A 13,852-nucleotide genomic window follows, 5' to 3' on the forward strand; every position below is an offset into this window, starting at 1 on the left:
GGGTATGCGCCGAGCAGCCGATCTTGGCCGCTATCGATGATACCGCCGCCCAGCGCGATGAGTGTTCGGCTTCATGTTCCGTCACCATCCGAACGGCGCGGGCGCGGACTTCAGGAGAAAATTTGTTCGTCGTTTTGCTTGTCATAGACCCTACTTCTCACGAGTTGGGGTCTCCGGCAAAGCCGGGGCGGTTCAGACCCACAGACACAACCCAATTGCAGGAGTACGCGGACAATTACCGCAAAGCACATGATCTTGAGGGCTATGCAGGCGAGTACATCTTCCCAAACTCGGAGGAGTATCGGCGCGAGAGCCAGCTTTATGTCGATATCGCCGCTTACGAAGATGGTGTGCCAGTATGGAACACGCCCATCAAAAATGACGGCATCAGGTTCGGGCATCTCATGCCGGCGTCGCTGCAGATCATCGAAGCGCTTCACCATCTTGGCCTGACTACAACGGCCGGCCTAGTGGCCACGGCTGAAGTATGGGGGAAGCTCACCTTCCGTGCCAAGGAAGACCATCAAGATGCATGTAGGTTGACCGAAGAGCTGATCGCTCGCGCGATCGCAGAGAAGCTGCCTCTCGAAACAGCGAGTCAGGAGCATGTGGATACGCTCCACCATTGTTGGCAGATTCCGATGTACTCGATCGATCTTCGCAAGATCGTGGTGCCTCTCGCCGAGCTGCGCGAGCGCCAGGAAGCAATGCTTTGGGCGGAAGCGGGCTATTAAAGCTTAACGGCGATTGTGCCCACTGATTGCGCCTAGTCATTCGATAGCGATCAACGATTTTCGCTATTTCTCGCCGATTGCCGCCAGTCAACGTCCAACCCCATCGCGTACCAGGTCACTTCTTGTCCGGCAGTGGCGGCTTTGTGTCGAAAGGCGAATTTATTCAACGCATTGGGAGGGAAGAAAGGCGCTCTGCCCTCTCTCCCCCACAAGCACTAAACCGGTCTCCCCATGCTTCGGCCTGCGGCCTGCAGCACCGGCCGGATTTCCCTGAAATCCGTCTCGGCCCTCCGGGTGGGTGATCCCCCTCCGGTTTAGCGCTTGTCCCCCTCTCTCCAGCTGTTCCGCACGAGCTCGGGAGCAGGAGCGGGGCTCCTGCCCTCCCTTCGATTTCGGGAGGTCAAGGAGTGATCGCTTGCGCTTGTGGAGAGGGAAAGATGACAGAAAAGCTTGAGCTGCAACCCAACGAGCCTTTGTCCGTGAAGGTCGAACGTCACCGGGCCGTGTACCTGGCGGCCGTCAACGGCGAGGTCGGCGCTGACATGGATCAAGAAGCGAGGGCACGTATGGAAATCATCAGGCACGCGCCGTCAGATCAGGATGAGAGAGATCAGAAGCTGCTTTACGTAGCAGGGTATCTAATTGCCTCCAAGGGGAGCCTGAACCCTGAGGAAATGGAGCTTCTTCTGTCAGGCTCCATCTCACTGCCGGGGCACTGATGAGCAACAGGCATCTGGCCCTGAAATCAGTAGTTGGTGGCAACCCATTCGCCGGATGCAGACTTGGCAAATCCAATGACGCGATCGAGAGGAGCTGCGTTCGGATTCCTCTTGATAGCCGCAACGCATGATACGCCTGGACCGCTGGCGTTCTCGTCACACTCTCCCAAGGCAAGGGTTACATCGGCTTCACCGTGGCCGGTCCTCAGAGGATTGCGGGCATAAGCCTTGCGGTACGCGGCTAGAGCTTCCTCTTCTGTCGGTATTTCAAGCACAGGGGCCGGAGGTTCGGGAATTAGGGAGGGATTGGCTGCGATAAGAGCCGCGATCTCCGCATCAGTAGGGGCCCGAACAACCGGCTCTGGCTCCGGCATGATGAGATAAGTACCTCCAGCACCGGCGAGAATGCCGATACCTGCGGCTGCTACGATGAGAATGTTGCTGTTCATGTCATCCACTCAGTCATTCAGGTTGAACCAAGCGCGCTGCTTGACGCCCTTATCGTTCGGAATGTCGAAATAATAAGGATCCGCGCGGCGAGGGCGGGGCTGAGTGATCTGCACCATGCAGCCATTGTCTCGGTTGAAAACACCATTGTCGTTGTTCTGGTTGATCTGCCGGATCGTAACACCCTTGCGCTCGTTTTCTCGGGCGTCACCAAATTGGGTACGGAAGGCCGCACGGTTGCTGCACTGGTTGACGGTTTTGGTGCACTGATCCTTGTCGTCTCGGCCCAAGAACGACCGATCCCCATCGGTTCGGGAGGAAACGGCGGTCATGCCGGCAGGGCATTCCTCGTAAGGTTCATAGCCCGGTTTTCCGGCTTTTGCTTCATGGCAGATCGGCCAGGAGAAGCCGGGCTTCGCCATAGCTGATATGAGCCTTTTCATCGGGGGAACGCAGTAGGCGACGCCATGCCAGGAGGGACTTTGTGAGGCTGCGCACAAGAGGATCTGGCAACCCCACGAGGCATCCTCGGCCTTGGCAGATGCTGGAGAGATGGCAAGAGCCGCGAGGCCGACTGCGGCAAAAAACACTGCTTTCATATCAGGTGTCCCTCTTGATCAACGCTGCTGAAATTGCCGGCTCGGAAAAAGGTCTTTCGAGCGGAGTCCTGTGCTGGATGCGTTCGCCTGCAGCGTAGATGACGGCCGAGATCAGCGCGAAACACGCAAACCAGGAAATGCCGATGCGATAGAGCAGTGGCTGATTGGGAATGTCCCGAGAAACCGCAGCGAAGGCTAGGAGCCCGACCAGGTAGCTGTCGAAGGACAAGTGACGCTTGTCGTGGAAAGTCAGCGACAGGATGAGAAGGAAGGCCGCTAGTAGCGCGTGGATCCACCAGAGTCTCTGCGCCGGGATTGTGAGGGCGATCGAGAGGGAGATGGCAAGCAGCAAGCCAGCCAAGGGATCCGTTGCGAGAGAGTTCGCAATATGTGCGAGGTCTGGCAACTATCGGTCTGTCCTCTTCGGCTTGTTTCGCGCATCAGCAAAAGGAGGAGAGATCTCGCTTTTCCTCTCGGCCAATAGATTGAAGTCGGCGATCGGATGCCGATCTAGCGTCTTGTCGACGGCTTTGCGGCGCCATTCGTTCATGTCCAACACGTAGGTTCCCCACATCCCATACCGGGCGGCCATCGCGTTGGTCTGATAAGCGTAATACTGGGCGTTGATGTAAGGGGAATCGAGACGAGCCCAACCGACGCGCAGCATTTCGGCGGCGAGATCCACACCGTTAGTCGTGCATTGTGCGACGGGTATCCCATCGTTCGCGTAGGCCAGACCGACGCAAGTCGTAGGTCTGTTTCCGACATTCCTTTTCAGCCAGGCCTTGGCGAAGGGACCGCATGGAACGGGGGTAGGAGCCTGTTGCTTCTCCCGGTTCGTCCACTTTGGGTTCAAGGCCCATTGAGGAAGCTCACAGGAGTCGATGCCAGCCAACCGTACTTTATAGCCATTGCCAAGCGTGCCGAACCATAGCGTGCGGCCGTCAAGAACGGTTACCGGGCCTTTGAACGTCGGCAACCGCACAGCAGCAGCAACTGGAGGCGCAGCCTGTCCGCGTAGGGCGTGCCAGTTCTGATAGATCGGATCGGCGGCAAACGCCGGCAAGGCCAAAGAGCTTGCGGCGATAAAAAGGATAAGGCGGTTTCTCATTGCTGGGCGCTCCTCGATCGCTGGTTCGCCTCACGACTAAGCAGGATGGAAGGATGCTGAACGTCGGAGAATTGCCAAAGGCCGGCCTTCTTTTGCTGAGCAAGCTGCTCGGCTATGGCGTAGGGGGCATGATAAGGGAGACCATCGGTCTTCAAGGCAGCGAATGCATAGCCGCTTGTCACCATGATCTGCGCGAGGTCGAGCCTTTGGCTGCCAACCGTGGCGTAACAAACGACATATGAGACGCCGTTAAGCTTCGCCACGGGGGCACAGATCGGTTTGGTGTCCTTGATGTAGGCAGCCAACATCGCAAGCGATGCTTCGCCGCAATCTTGTCTATTGCCCTGACCATCCGTGTAGGCAGTGCCGCGCAAGCAGGACTGGATGCCGTAGAGACGAAACCGTTCTCCGTTCGAGATCCAGGTGTCCCCCGTTTCCAGGGTAATGCCGGGAGCAAGATCGAAGTACCCTTCAGGTGCGGCATTGGCTGCAAAGGGCAGTAGAGTCGCGACGAGTGCAGCAGCAAGCTTCATTGTGCCTTCACCCGAGGATCTGCCCACATGCCGTAGGAACCCTTCTGGCCGATTTCCTGAGCCTCCGTGAGATCAGGACGTTCGAATGAACCATCGGCTTTCTTAGTAAGGCGAACCGCTCCCAACGACAGAAGCTGCTCCTCAAGATTATCAACCGTGTCCATTGCTCCAGGATAGTTATAGTAGCCGTAGCAAGTGACATCCTGAACGGGGGCAGTCTGCTCGCTGATAAAGGCCCTGCAGAACAGAACCTTGGGGCTCTGCAGCATCGTTTGCAGCTGCTGCGTACCAAACTCCTCGCAAGTCCCGGAATAGTCCTCCGCGCGATTGACCAAATCGCCGTTGCAGGGCTGAACGCCATATAGATGCAACGTTGTCGATTCATCGACGCGAAACTCAGTCGCCGAGATAGCCTTGAAGCCATTGGCAGTGGCGTAACCTTTGCGATCAGCGACTTTGCCGGTCCCGTCGTAATACTCGACGACAAGAACCGTCTTGCCCGGCGCCGCCAGCGACCTGATGTAGTCCTTGTTCACCGCAGGAGCGGCAAGCGCTTGTGTTGCCAATGCGCAACTTAGAAGCGCGGGAATGATGGCCTGTTTCATATTCTAGCCCTAACCATCCGTAATGCGATTGTTGACCCTACAAATTAGGGTTTAACACCGATCAGAAAACCTGTAAGAGTGCATCAAATCGGTATCATGCATGCATTAACTCTAGTCGGTTTTCATAGCGATCACAACACCGTTTGACGGGCGGGTGCGATGGATAAAAACACTGTCTATGCAGGGTATCTAGGCCCGCGAACCCTGACTAGCGCAGCATTATCCGTGCTGCTCGGGGCCAATACTGCTGCGTCACAAGACCTAGCCACAACAGGGCGTATTTCCAGCAATTACAGCGGTTCTGTGACAATCGACGAGGAAACTCTTGTCACGAACTTCGAAGATCGCTGGAGCGGTGTCGAGACATCAGAGAAGGAATTTGTCCTTGGTGCAAACGGTGTTGTCACGAAGGGCGGAGCTGAAGTATTGGGCGCAACGACGTCGAAAGATGTGGGCGCCAAAGTGAATCAAATTGATGCGTCTGTCAGCGCATATTTTGATGTCTCGGAGCGCGCCACCGGCCGCATTGAGCCTGTCCAAACTCCCACTCTAGATACTACATCTAGTGATACCCCCGAAAATCTAGGGACAGGATCTCCCGTTGGAGAGTGCGGGCCGTCGCCCCTGTCACCTGATCAGATTAAAGCGCTGGTTGCATCCACTGCGCGCCGATACAGCGTCGATGAGGGCTTCGCGGTTGCGATTGCCTGGGCCGAAAGCCGCTTCGATGAGATCCGCAATTCACCGAAAGGCGCACGCGGACCTATGCAGCTTATCCCCGAAACGGCGGCTCGCTTCGGTGTTCAGGACATTTGCGATCCCGCTCAAAACATCGAGGGCGGGATGAAGTACCTCCGCTTCCTGCTCGATGAGTTTCAGAACCCGCTTCTGGTCGCAGCCGCTTACAACAGCGGGGAGGGGCGCATCTACGAATATGGCGGCGTTCCGCCATTCCAAGAAACCGTCGGCTATGTCGCAAAGGTCGTGAATTTCCAGCTTGGCCTACCGATGCCAACGGGCAAACGGAAGGCGAGCGGGATCGTCCGAGACATGGCGGCAAAGAACACCAGCGATGCCGGAGTCATCGCTGTGGAGAAGACCGGCAAGTTCGTCGGCGGCGTGATGCATTTTTAAGGAGAGAACTATGAAGAACGTCGTTTCCCGGCATTCCGGGGCATTGAAGGCAGTAGCCGTCATTGGCTTGGTGGCAGCCCTGCAGGTTGCAGGCGCTGATCAAGCGCTTGCACAGGCTGGCGGTGGCGGCGGCGGCGGCGGTGCATTCGCCCCCCTTCAGACAGCCGTACAGATGATCGTTGACTTCATCACCGGCCCCTTCGGACGTCTTATGGCAATCATCGCCGTGATTGGCCTCGGCTTCCTTGCCTTTGCCGGCAGGCTTTCGTGGTTCACGGCCGGAGCCGTCGTCATTGGCATCGGTCTCGTGTTCGGCGCCCCTGCCATCGTTGACCAGATGATTTCGTCTGTAGGCGGCGGCTGATGAGCGATTTTCAGGACGAGAAGCCAGCTTTGACGCCGTTGGTGATCGGCTTGACCCGTTCTCCGACGCTATGGGGCGTGCCCTACATGGCGGTCGTCCTGATCATCGGCGTGACAATCATTGGGTGGCTGGTGACGAACCATCTGGCGGCACTGCTGATCGCGCCAGCCGCCTACCTTGTCCTTTTCTCGCTTTGTGCCTGGGACAGCAAGATTCTCGACGTCCTGCAGGTCACGTCCCGCAAGACGCCAAGGACCCCCAACAAGCGCTTTTGGGGCACCAACTCATACGGACCATAGTAGATGCTGAAAGTCGTCAAGGAAGAGCTTGGGTTTGGGAAGGTCGCCGGCAACGAGCGGCCTATGTCCGTTCACATCCCCTATATGCGGCATGTGTCTGACACGGTCATCGGGCTCGAGAATGGAACCCTAATCAGCGTCATCAAGCTTGATGGACTGTTCTTCCAGACGGAGGACCAGGCCGAATTGAACATGCGTTCTGTTGTGCAGAACACCATGATCCGAGCTCTAGGTTCGAGCCGCTATTCTCTCTGGTCGACCGTAATCCGTCGTGAGGTCGAGACCGAAATCGGCGGTTCGTTCGATTCCTCCTTCTGCGAGATCCTGAACGATCGCTATATGGACCAACTTCGCAAGAAGCGGATGTTCACGAACGAAATCTACCTGACGATCGTGCGTTCGGGCATGAAAGGGGCGCTTGGCCTCGGCGACTCGCTGAAGCGGATCTTTGAACGCTCGAACAAGGAGGCCAGGGCCCAAGCGACCCGTGAAGACGTGACCGACCTCGAAGAGCTGGTTGGGAACATCGTAAAAGAGTTGCACAAGTACGGCGCAAAGCCGCTTGGCATCACGTATCGCAAGAAATCGGACGATACCGCGAAAAAGGACATCGATGGAGAAGACACTAAGGGCGATCCGTACTCGGAGCCCTGCGAGTTCTTCAACACGATCCTGACCTGCGGTGTGCCGCGAAAGATGCGGCTTCCGCGCATGGGAATTCGCAACTACGTCGGCACTTCACGGCTTCACTTTTCAAAGCGGACTATGCAGGCACAAGCGGCGGTGGAAGAAGATAGCCGCTATGCCGCTCTACTCTCGATCAAAGAATATCCTCCATTCACTGGTCCCGGCATGCTGGATGGATTGCTCCAGGTGAACCATGAGTTCATCCTGACACAGTCGTTCACGCTGGCTGACAAGCCGATCGCACAAGAACGGATCAGCCGTCTCCAGCGTCAGATCAAGGCCTCCGACGAAGCGGGTAGCTCTGTCGAGTCCGAGATCGACTATGCGCTCAACAGCCTTCTTAATCAGGAGGCTGTTTTTGGATTTCATCACTTCTCGCTGCTGTGCATTTCGCGGGACCTCGACGGATTGAGCCGTTGCGTGTCGGAACTTGGCGCTTGCCTCACCGACATGAACATCAACTGGCTCCGGGAAGACCTCAATCTTGAGGCGGCGTTCTGGGCGCAGCTGCCTGGAAACCGCTCCTACATCTCCCGCATCGCCATGCTGTCGAGCGCCAACTTCTCCGGCCTTTCCTCGATGCATAATTTCGCGACTGGACAGGCGGATCGCACCCATTGGGGCCTGCCGATCACCATTCTGGAAACGACCTCACAAACCCCCTACTGGTTCAACTTCCACCGTCGCGATATCGGGCACTTCACGGTGACTGGTCCGACAGGATCCGGCAAAACCGTAGGTTTGACCTTCCTGCTGGCTCAGGCGATGCGGGTTTCACCCACGCCTCGCGCCGTGTTCTTCGACAAGGACCGGGGGGCTGAGATCTTCGTCAGGGCGATTGGCGGAGCCTACGAGGTTCTGTCTCCAGGAACACCCACGGGCTTTAACCCGCTGCAACTGGAAAACACCGGCGAGAACCGGGAATTTCTGGTCCGTCTGCTCAAGGCCATGCTGCGCGGCGACCGTCGCACCGACTTCACGCAAGAGGACGAGGACACGCTGGAAAAGGCAATCGCCCGGATCATGCAGGAGCCGGCGGCTCAGCGGAACCTCCCGAATCTTGCCGGCCTCTTGATGGGGCGGTCCAAGGCCGATGCCAACGATCTATACTCGCGGCTTCGCCCTTGGATCGAAGGCGAAAAAGCCTGGCTGTTCAACGCGCCCCATGACGTCCTGTCCTTCTCGGGTCACAGCGTCTTTGGCTTTGATATGACCAACATCCTCGGAAACGAGGAGCTAAGAACCCCTGCGCTGATGTATCTTTACCATCGGCTGGATGAGCTGCTGGACGGTAACCCCGTCATGTTCTTCATGGATGAAGGCTGGCAGCTGTTGATGGATGACACTTTCAGCGCCTTCATCGTCGACAAGATGAAGACGATCCGAAAGCTCAACGGCATCGTGGGCTTTGGTACGCAGTCGGCTGCTGACATTACCAAATCCAAAGCGTCGCACACGCTCATTGAGCAATCGGCGACCAACATCCACTTCCCGAACCCACGGGCTGACGAAGAGAGCTACATCAAGCGCTTCGGCCTGACGGTGAAGGAGTTCAAGTTCATCAAGAACACGCCTCCTGAAAAGAGAACCTTCCTGATTAAGCATGGCAACGACTCTGTCATTGCGCGTCTCGATCTGTCGACAATGCCGGATCTCGTGAAGGTGCTTTCAGGACGCAAGGAGACGATCGAGGAGTGCGCGGCACTTCGCGAGCAGTACGGAGACGAACCCGAAAACTGGTTGGCGAAATTCTGCGGATGGGAGAAGGCCGAATGAGGAACAGTCGGACTCTAACGCTGCTAGTTGCAGCCTTGGCTTGGGGAACAGCGCCCCCCGCCTCCTCGCAGGTTCCTGTTACGGATGGCGCCCTCACTTCAACAGATGCAGTGCGCAATGAAACGACGAAGCAGATCGAAGAAACAGACAGTCGCCGGCACTCCGTGAGCAAGAGCGTCACCTGCTCGATGTACCGGCCGGGGCGCGGAGGTGACGCCCCCTCGGCAGCACAAGCCAATCCGGAGATTGTCGGGCTCGTGAAGCGAGTGGCGCGTGAGGAAGGGGTAGACGAAACCCTCTTCATGTCTCTCGTCTACCAAGAGAGCCGGTTCAATCCCTGCGCAAAGTCGCCTGTCGGCGCTATGGGCTTGTCGCAGTTGATGCCGGGCACAGCCAAGGATCTTGGCGTGAATCCTCACGATATCGAGGATAACCTTCGCGGCGGCGCACGCTACCTGAAGCAGCAGCTCCGCACCTTCAACGGCAATACCAACCTTGCGCTCGCCGCGTACAACGCGGGGCCAGGCAACGTCCGCAAGTATGGCGGCATCCCTCCGTTCAAGGAGACGCAGGGCTATGTCGCCGCGATCAAAGGCAAATGGATGCCTCAGTTTGGAGGCTCTGATGTTTCGAACATCCCCGAAAATTTCGGCGGAGGCACGTCGGGCCTTTCAGGTGCGAGAGACGCAACGATCAACTCAATGGCAACCAGCCAGTCGATTTCCGAAAACAGCGGGAACGTCGCGTCATGGCTTCAGCAACTCGGCCAGATGGAAAGCGGCACGATCCAAGACAGCTGGGACCACAATTCCGGCGCACGCAATGCAAACCTCGAAATGATGAACCAGGTCATCCGCCTCGGAACAACGATGGCGGAGCTTATGAATTCTCAAAATGCACTTGATCTGGGCGGGCTCTCGGGGTCTTCGCGGTCCAGCGACTACAAGCGAGACGAGAAGGAAGACGATCGCGAGGTAGCTGACCTCTGCGACAAGGAACCGCAGCTTGAGTGGAATCCGGAGGAACAGGCCTGCGTTCGAAAACTCGAACCAGAGGCTGACATGAAGCTGATGTTGAGCGCCGAATGACAAGGAGAACGGCCATGAAAAGAGCATTTCTGACTGCGTTTTCGCTAGCGATGGCGTCTACTGCGCATGCACAGGTTCCCGTGATCGACAGCGCCAACCTGAAGATTGCAACGGAAACCTCTCAGACGACCGATCAGATCCTGGATACGAACAAGGAGGTTCTGAAGACGGTAGAAGAGACGCTTAAAGCCGTCACGGGGGACCGCGGGAGCGTTTCAAATCCCATGCAGAACCTCGCCGTTGGTCAAGGGTTCAGCGTTTCTCAGATGCCGTCACTCGACAGCCTCATGCAGGGCGGAGTCCCGAACTTCGGCAGCATGGGCGGCGACATCGGCCAGATTGCCACCACCTTCATCAACGGTCTTCAGCTAGTAAAAAACTTGTCTGGCAAGGCGGACAGCACGTTCTCCGGCGACAAGTCCTACGAAGAGATGATGAAGACCGTCCTTGGAGTTGCTGCCCTAGTCACCGGCTCGCAACAGGCTGTTCAGTCGCGAACACAGGCATTCCAGCAGGCGGGTCAGCAGATCGGCCAGGCTCAAGACATCAAAGGGTCCATCGATCAGAACACGCAGCTGCAGGTTCAAACCGGCCTGACGATCAACGAAATGATTGGCGTGATGAATGGGGCGGTCGGCTCCCTGCAGGCTCAAAACCAGCGCCGCCTTGTCGACATCTCCAATACCAAGAAGGCGCTGACCTACGGTGACTAAGACATTTCGAGTGAATGGTTTTGTGCTCCTCTCCGTTCTGGTTGCTGCCGGCGTAGCTGGCTGCGCCGGTGCTCCGAAAGAGAAGACTGCACCATGCAAGAGGCCGGCAAACCTCACATCCTACGCCGAGGATCCGCGACAGGAATGTGGCCCAATGACCAGCGTGAATGGCAACCCATCAGAAGCGCTGGCGGCGATCGACGCTTTCGCTGCAAGCGGAGAGCAGTGACCCCATGAACTTTCTAGGCGGCCTGCTTGAGGCTCTTGAAGATGCAGGGCGGAATTTCTCCCAACGGGCTTATGAGGTCGTTGGCGACGAGATCATGCCCTTGCTGACGATCATGCTTATTGCCTACGTCGCCTATTACGGACTTCAACTCGTCATGGGGACCGCGCGAGTGAGCGTCGGCGAGATCGTCGGCCGGGTCGTGCGGATGATGCTTATCGTCGCTTTCATTGATCAGTGGGGCAACTTCCAACTCTTCTTTTACGACTGGCTGAACAACACGCCGGAAGACGTGGGGCGGGCGCTCCTGACGGCTAGCAGTACCGGGATAACTGAGCCGACAGACGGCCTCTCCATGATTTGGGAGACAGCGAATGAGGCAGCAGCAGCATTCGCGGAGCAGTCAGGCTACTTCGCCATTCTCCCGGGCCTTGTAGGGTTCCTGATCATGCTGGCGGTTGGGCTGTTCATTGCCGTTGCGCTTGCCATCCTCGTGCTTGCGAAGGTGATGATGTGGGTGCTGCTTGGCACTGCACCGATCTTTATCGCCTGCCTATTGTTTGATTCCACGCGCCAGTACGGAATGGCTTGGTTCCAGCAAGTTTTGACGTACGCGATTATTCCGCTCTTCGTTTACGTCGTCGCCGCCTTTCTCATCACGACCATGGACGCTGAACTGCAGAAGGTCGCAGCGGCAGCATCCGCGAACGAGATCCAGCTAGACGATATCTCGGCTTTCGTCCTGATCTGTGCGGCTGGTGCTTTTGTCCTCTTCAACATCCAAACTCTCGCCCAGGGAATTACCGGGGGCGTGGCAACGGGCGTTGGGCAGATCGCTCGATCGGTTGGCTACGCGACCGGTGTTGCACTGCCGGCACGAGCTTTGACCGCGACACGTTCTGTAGCCGGGAGGGCTGGAGAATTAGGAATGGCCGCACGCGCCAGAACCCATGCCGGCATGAGGGAAAACATCCAAAACGCCGGTGCAGCAGAAGCGATGCAAAACAGAATTACCAACAACAGTCTGCCCAACTAGGCAACTGGTGGCGGGAATTAAGGGCTAGGATACATGGCAGAGAATAACGATGCTCTCCGGAGCTATTTTCAGGATGGGGACCGTTGGGAACAAGAGATCGTCAAAAAGGCCAAACGGTCCAAGGCGTTCGCTTGGCTGATTACGCTGATCTTCGGCGGCATCACGATCCTGTCGCTCTCCGCATTGGTGATGCTCGTGCCCCTCAAAAGCTTCGAGCCGTACATTGTCGAGGTCGACAAGAACACTGGCTACATTGAGGTCAAGACAGGGCTGACCCGAACATCGAACATCACCGATCAGCAGGCGGTCACTCAGGCGAATGTCGTCCGTTACATTCGATCCCGCGAGGGCTATGATCCTTTTGCCATCGAGCAGAACTTTGGAATTGCAGCTTTGCTCTCCACCGGCGACGCAGCGCGCGACCTCCAGGCCCAATGGAGTGCCGCGAACCCTGACAATCCAGCTCGCCGGCTCGGCAAAAACAAGTCGATCACCGTTGACATAAAGTCTGTCACCTTCCCCAACACGACAACGGCGCTCGTCCGGTTCTCGACGCATGAGCGCTCTGATTCAGACGTCATCACGCGCCATTTCATCTCTATCGTTCGCTATCGCTACACGGATACGCCTGAGCGCAACGAATGGCGCTTCGAAAACCCGTTGGGCTTCCAGGTTTATGACTACCGCCGTGATCAGGAAACGGTGACCTCGGGAGGCCAGCAGTGAAATATGGCTTGCCTCTGGCGGCGTCGATCGCCGCTCTCACGATGACTCACGCCTATGCGGCGCAACAGCCCCGCCCTGGCAGTCTGGATGCGCGTGTGACCAGTGTTGTCTATCAGCCGAACAACGTCGTGAAGGTGTCTGCGACCTACGGCATCTCGACGATGATCATCTTCGATGAAGATGAGAAGTTTGAGACGATCTCGCTTGGCGACACCGACAGTTGGCAGGTTGCCCCGTCCGAAAAGGGCAACATCCTTTTCGTCAAGCCGATAGCCAAGGACGTTTCCACAAACATGAACGTGGTGACCTCAAAGAGGATCTACTTCCTTGAGCTCAACGACTATGCACCGGAAGCAGGGAAAAAGGTCTTCGGCATTCGCTTCGTTTATCCGGAGAAGAACCTGAACGAGTCTCTGCGGAAGGAGGCTGAGTTTCGGGCAGCTAACCCGAACATTTCGAGCATCGACAAAGCGAACGTCAACATTGACTACTCTTTCTCGGGCGACGCGGCGCTGAAGCCGACAATGGTCTTCGATGATGGAAGGAAGACCTTTTTCAAGTTCGGCCGAGGGACCGTGCCGGCCATTTTTGCCGTTCAATCCGACTTCTCCGAGACCCTGCGAAACTTCCGCAAGGAAGGCGAATACATCGTCGTTGACGGCGTAGCCACGCAATACACGCTCCGGGACGGAAACCAGTGGACGTGCATTTTCAACCTCCGAAAGCCGGACTTTGCAGCACCTGATCCTGACATCATGGCTCCGAAACCGGATCCTGATGCCAGCAAACGCAGGAGGAGCGGCAACTAATGAAGCGCAGCCCTGAACTCGACGCAATGGCTGCGGCCGACGAGGCCGAAATCAGCAATCGAAACGTGAAGCGCAATCAAACGGTCGGCATGGCCGCCCTTTTGCTGGCTGGCGTCTTCGCCGCATACCTGGTGCTCGCGACGTCCGGAGAAAGTCCGCCTGAAAGCCCGCAAAGTGAGGAGGAGTTCCGTACCACGACCTTCCGGCCGCCCGGTTTTGTGCGCGATGGAGAACCCACTCCCTCAC

Annotated in this window: 18 protein-coding genes and 2 pseudogenes; 13 read left to right on the forward strand and 7 right to left on the reverse strand. The window is 57.1% G+C overall.

Annotation, left to right across the window (positions count from 1 at the left end; genetic code table 11):
• Positions 1-145: pseudogene (locus RHIZ70P_RS22200) on the reverse strand (IS3 family transposase); the annotation flags it as partial.
• 70 nt (positions 146-215) lie between these two features.
• On the opposite strand from RHIZ70P_RS22200, the gene RHIZ70P_RS22875 reads away from it, so the two are divergent.
• Positions 216-734 (forward strand): hypothetical protein, encoded by a 519-nt coding sequence (locus RHIZ70P_RS22875; protein ID WP_147294052.1) that lies wholly within the window; start codon positions 216-218, stop codon positions 732-734.
• A gap of 437 nt (positions 735-1,171) precedes the next feature.
• The gene (locus RHIZ70P_RS22205) at positions 1,172-1,453 is read left to right on the forward strand and encodes a hypothetical protein (protein WP_115672736.1); all 282 of its coding nucleotides are present in this window, start codon (positions 1,172-1,174) and stop codon (positions 1,451-1,453) included.
• 26 nt (positions 1,454-1,479) lie between these two features.
• Here the strand turns inward: RHIZ70P_RS22205 and RHIZ70P_RS22210 are convergent, their stop codons facing one another.
• The 6 genes from RHIZ70P_RS22210 to RHIZ70P_RS22235 are packed head-to-tail and all read right to left on the reverse strand — an operon-like array spanning position 1,480 to position 4,748.
• Positions 1,480-1,902, reverse strand: a complete 423-nt coding sequence (locus tag RHIZ70P_RS22210) for a hypothetical protein (RefSeq protein WP_115672753.1) — start codon at positions 1,900-1,902, stop codon at positions 1,480-1,482.
• Between the two features lie 9 nt (positions 1,903-1,911).
• On the reverse strand, positions 1,912-2,499 hold the full coding sequence (locus tag RHIZ70P_RS22215) for a hypothetical protein (protein ID WP_115672737.1): 588 nt from the start codon (positions 2,497-2,499) through the stop codon (positions 1,912-1,914).
• A 1-nt stretch (position 2,500) separates the two neighbouring features.
• A complete protein-coding gene (locus RHIZ70P_RS22220) occupies positions 2,501-2,851 on the reverse strand; it encodes a hypothetical protein (protein WP_233109144.1) in 351 nt (116 codons plus the stop codon).
• Positions 2,852-2,905: 54 nt separating this feature from the next.
• Positions 2,906-3,610, reverse strand: coding sequence for a thermonuclease family protein (locus RHIZ70P_RS22225; RefSeq protein ID WP_115672740.1), 705 nt, complete (start codon positions 3,608-3,610; stop codon positions 2,906-2,908).
• On the reverse strand, positions 3,607-4,143 hold the full coding sequence (locus RHIZ70P_RS22230) for a thermonuclease family protein (RefSeq protein WP_115672742.1): 537 nt from the start codon (positions 4,141-4,143) through the stop codon (positions 3,607-3,609). Before RHIZ70P_RS22230 ends, RHIZ70P_RS22225 begins: the two co-directional genes overlap by 4 nt.
• Positions 4,140-4,748, reverse strand: coding sequence for a hypothetical protein (locus RHIZ70P_RS22235; RefSeq protein WP_115672744.1), 609 nt, complete (start codon positions 4,746-4,748; stop codon positions 4,140-4,142). The genes RHIZ70P_RS22230 and RHIZ70P_RS22235 overlap by 4 nt, the downstream gene beginning before the upstream one ends.
• Before the next feature lie 159 nt (positions 4,749-4,907).
• On the opposite strand from RHIZ70P_RS22235, the gene RHIZ70P_RS22240 reads away from it, so the two are divergent.
• The 11 genes and pseudogenes from RHIZ70P_RS22240 to RHIZ70P_RS22290 all read left to right on the forward strand — a co-directional run.
• A complete protein-coding gene (locus tag RHIZ70P_RS22240; RefSeq protein ID WP_115672745.1) occupies positions 4,908-5,882 on the forward strand; it encodes a lytic transglycosylase domain-containing protein in 975 nt (324 codons plus the stop codon).
• A gap of 10 nt (positions 5,883-5,892) precedes the next feature.
• Positions 5,893-6,246: a TrbC/VirB2 family protein gene (locus RHIZ70P_RS22245; RefSeq protein ID WP_115672747.1), complete on the forward strand. Its 354-nt coding sequence runs from the start codon at positions 5,893-5,895 to the stop codon at positions 6,244-6,246.
• Positions 6,246-6,545, forward strand: a complete 300-nt coding sequence (locus tag RHIZ70P_RS22250; RefSeq protein WP_081950740.1) for a type IV secretion system protein VirB3 — start codon at positions 6,246-6,248, stop codon at positions 6,543-6,545. Before RHIZ70P_RS22245 ends, RHIZ70P_RS22250 begins: the two co-directional genes overlap by 1 nt.
• Before the next feature lie 3 nt (positions 6,546-6,548).
• On the forward strand, positions 6,549-9,008 hold the full coding sequence (locus RHIZ70P_RS22255) for a VirB4 family type IV secretion/conjugal transfer ATPase (RefSeq protein ID WP_115672749.1): 2,460 nt from the start codon (positions 6,549-6,551) through the stop codon (positions 9,006-9,008).
• Positions 9,005-10,096 (forward strand): lytic transglycosylase domain-containing protein, encoded by a 1,092-nt coding sequence (locus tag RHIZ70P_RS22260; RefSeq protein ID WP_115672750.1) that lies wholly within the window; start codon positions 9,005-9,007, stop codon positions 10,094-10,096. The genes RHIZ70P_RS22255 and RHIZ70P_RS22260 overlap by 4 nt, the downstream gene beginning before the upstream one ends.
• A 14-nt stretch (positions 10,097-10,110) precedes the next feature.
• Positions 10,111-10,809, forward strand: coding sequence for a type IV secretion system protein (locus RHIZ70P_RS22265; RefSeq protein WP_107341898.1), 699 nt, complete (start codon positions 10,111-10,113; stop codon positions 10,807-10,809).
• Positions 10,802-11,038 carry a hypothetical protein gene (locus RHIZ70P_RS23360; protein WP_115672751.1) on the forward strand — a complete coding sequence of 79 codons (237 nt, stop codon included), beginning with the start codon at positions 10,802-10,804 and terminating at the stop codon, positions 11,036-11,038. The genes RHIZ70P_RS22265 and RHIZ70P_RS23360 overlap by 8 nt, the downstream gene beginning before the upstream one ends.
• Positions 11,039-11,042: 4 nt before the next feature.
• The gene (locus tag RHIZ70P_RS22275) at positions 11,043-12,071 is read left to right on the forward strand and encodes a type IV secretion system protein (protein WP_037093751.1); all 1,029 of its coding nucleotides are present in this window, start codon (positions 11,043-11,045) and stop codon (positions 12,069-12,071) included.
• Positions 12,072-12,104: 33 nt separating this feature from the next.
• Entirely contained in the window at positions 12,105-12,797 is a 693-nt protein-coding gene (locus RHIZ70P_RS22280; protein WP_037093755.1) for a virB8 family protein, read from the forward strand.
• Positions 12,794-13,606, forward strand: coding sequence for a P-type conjugative transfer protein VirB9 (gene virB9, locus RHIZ70P_RS22285; RefSeq protein WP_115672752.1), 813 nt, complete (start codon positions 12,794-12,796; stop codon positions 13,604-13,606). The genes RHIZ70P_RS22280 and virB9 overlap by 4 nt, the downstream gene beginning before the upstream one ends.
• Positions 13,606-13,852 (forward strand): annotated as a pseudogene (locus tag RHIZ70P_RS22290) (conjugal transfer protein TrbI); the annotation flags it as partial. The gene virB9 and the pseudogene RHIZ70P_RS22290, both read left to right, overlap by 1 nt.

Source organism: Paenirhizobium selenitireducens ATCC BAA-1503, from assembly GCF_900492185.1.
GTDB classification, from domain to species: domain Bacteria; phylum Pseudomonadota; class Alphaproteobacteria; order Rhizobiales; family Rhizobiaceae; genus Allorhizobium; species Allorhizobium selenitireducens_A.

What these genes read in the sequence shown, in the direction of transcription:
- RHIZ70P_RS22215 (WP_115672737.1), bottom strand. Translation starts at nt 2,499, where the DNA reads ATGAAAGCAGTGTTTTTTGCCGCAGTCGGCCTCGCGGCTCTTGCCATC.
- RHIZ70P_RS22255 (WP_115672749.1), top strand. Translation starts at nt 6,549, where the DNA reads ATGCTGAAAGTCGTCAAGGAAGAGCTTGGGTTTGGGAAGGTCGCCGGC.
- RHIZ70P_RS22275 (WP_037093751.1), top strand. Translation starts at nt 11,043, where the DNA reads ATGAACTTTCTAGGCGGCCTGCTTGAGGCTCTTGAAGATGCAGGGCGG.
- RHIZ70P_RS22250 (WP_081950740.1), top strand. Translation starts at nt 6,246, where the DNA reads ATGAGCGATTTTCAGGACGAGAAGCCAGCTTTGACGCCGTTGGTGATC.
- RHIZ70P_RS22205 (WP_115672736.1), top strand. Translation starts at nt 1,172, where the DNA reads ATGACAGAAAAGCTTGAGCTGCAACCCAACGAGCCTTTGTCCGTGAAG.
- RHIZ70P_RS22230 (WP_115672742.1), bottom strand. Translation starts at nt 4,143, where the DNA reads ATGAAGCTTGCTGCTGCACTCGTCGCGACTCTACTGCCCTTTGCAGCC.
- RHIZ70P_RS22235 (WP_115672744.1), bottom strand. Translation starts at nt 4,748, where the DNA reads ATGAAACAGGCCATCATTCCCGCGCTTCTAAGTTGCGCATTGGCAACA.
- RHIZ70P_RS22225 (WP_115672740.1), bottom strand. Translation starts at nt 3,610, where the DNA reads ATGAGAAACCGCCTTATCCTTTTTATCGCCGCAAGCTCTTTGGCCTTG.
- RHIZ70P_RS22260 (WP_115672750.1), top strand. Translation starts at nt 9,005, where the DNA reads ATGAGGAACAGTCGGACTCTAACGCTGCTAGTTGCAGCCTTGGCTTGG.
- RHIZ70P_RS22280 (WP_037093755.1), top strand. Translation starts at nt 12,105, where the DNA reads ATGGCAGAGAATAACGATGCTCTCCGGAGCTATTTTCAGGATGGGGAC.
- RHIZ70P_RS22245 (WP_115672747.1), top strand. Translation starts at nt 5,893, where the DNA reads ATGAAGAACGTCGTTTCCCGGCATTCCGGGGCATTGAAGGCAGTAGCC.
- RHIZ70P_RS22240 (WP_115672745.1), top strand. Translation starts at nt 4,908, where the DNA reads ATGGATAAAAACACTGTCTATGCAGGGTATCTAGGCCCGCGAACCCTG.
- RHIZ70P_RS22210 (WP_115672753.1), bottom strand. Translation starts at nt 1,902, where the DNA reads ATGAACAGCAACATTCTCATCGTAGCAGCCGCAGGTATCGGCATTCTC.
- RHIZ70P_RS22265 (WP_107341898.1), top strand. Translation starts at nt 10,111, where the DNA reads ATGAAAAGAGCATTTCTGACTGCGTTTTCGCTAGCGATGGCGTCTACT.